Raw genomic sequence first — 245 nt, forward strand, 5'->3', positions numbered from 1 at the left:
CCGTGCCCAACCTTTGTCCAGATATGGCAAAGCGAGCATCCTGACAACATATTCGTTATGTCATTAAATTCCGGTCAAACCATGGGCTTAGGAATGGATATCGAGAACGTAGATTATCGCAATCTCGCTCCAACTTACCTTCCTTTCCATCCGTTGGTAGAGTTAGGTCTAGACAAGTTCCTAGATGCTGTCAATAAACTATATGTAGAACTCAATTCCCATTGTCCTCTGAAACTCTGGAAAGA

At 42.9% G+C, this 245-nt stretch carries 1 protein-coding gene; it reads left to right on the top strand.

The genetic code is table 11. The annotated features are described in order from the left end of the window. Positions 1–57: 57 nt before the first annotated feature. Positions 58–245, top strand: a 188-nt coding sequence (locus DXD25_RS14640; RefSeq protein ID WP_187360494.1) for a hypothetical protein, incomplete at its 3' end; no start/stop codon positions are given.

The organism is Prevotella sp. TF12-30 (assembly GCF_003436715.1).
Lineage (GTDB): Bacteria > Bacteroidota > Bacteroidia > Bacteroidales > Bacteroidaceae > Prevotella > Prevotella copri_A.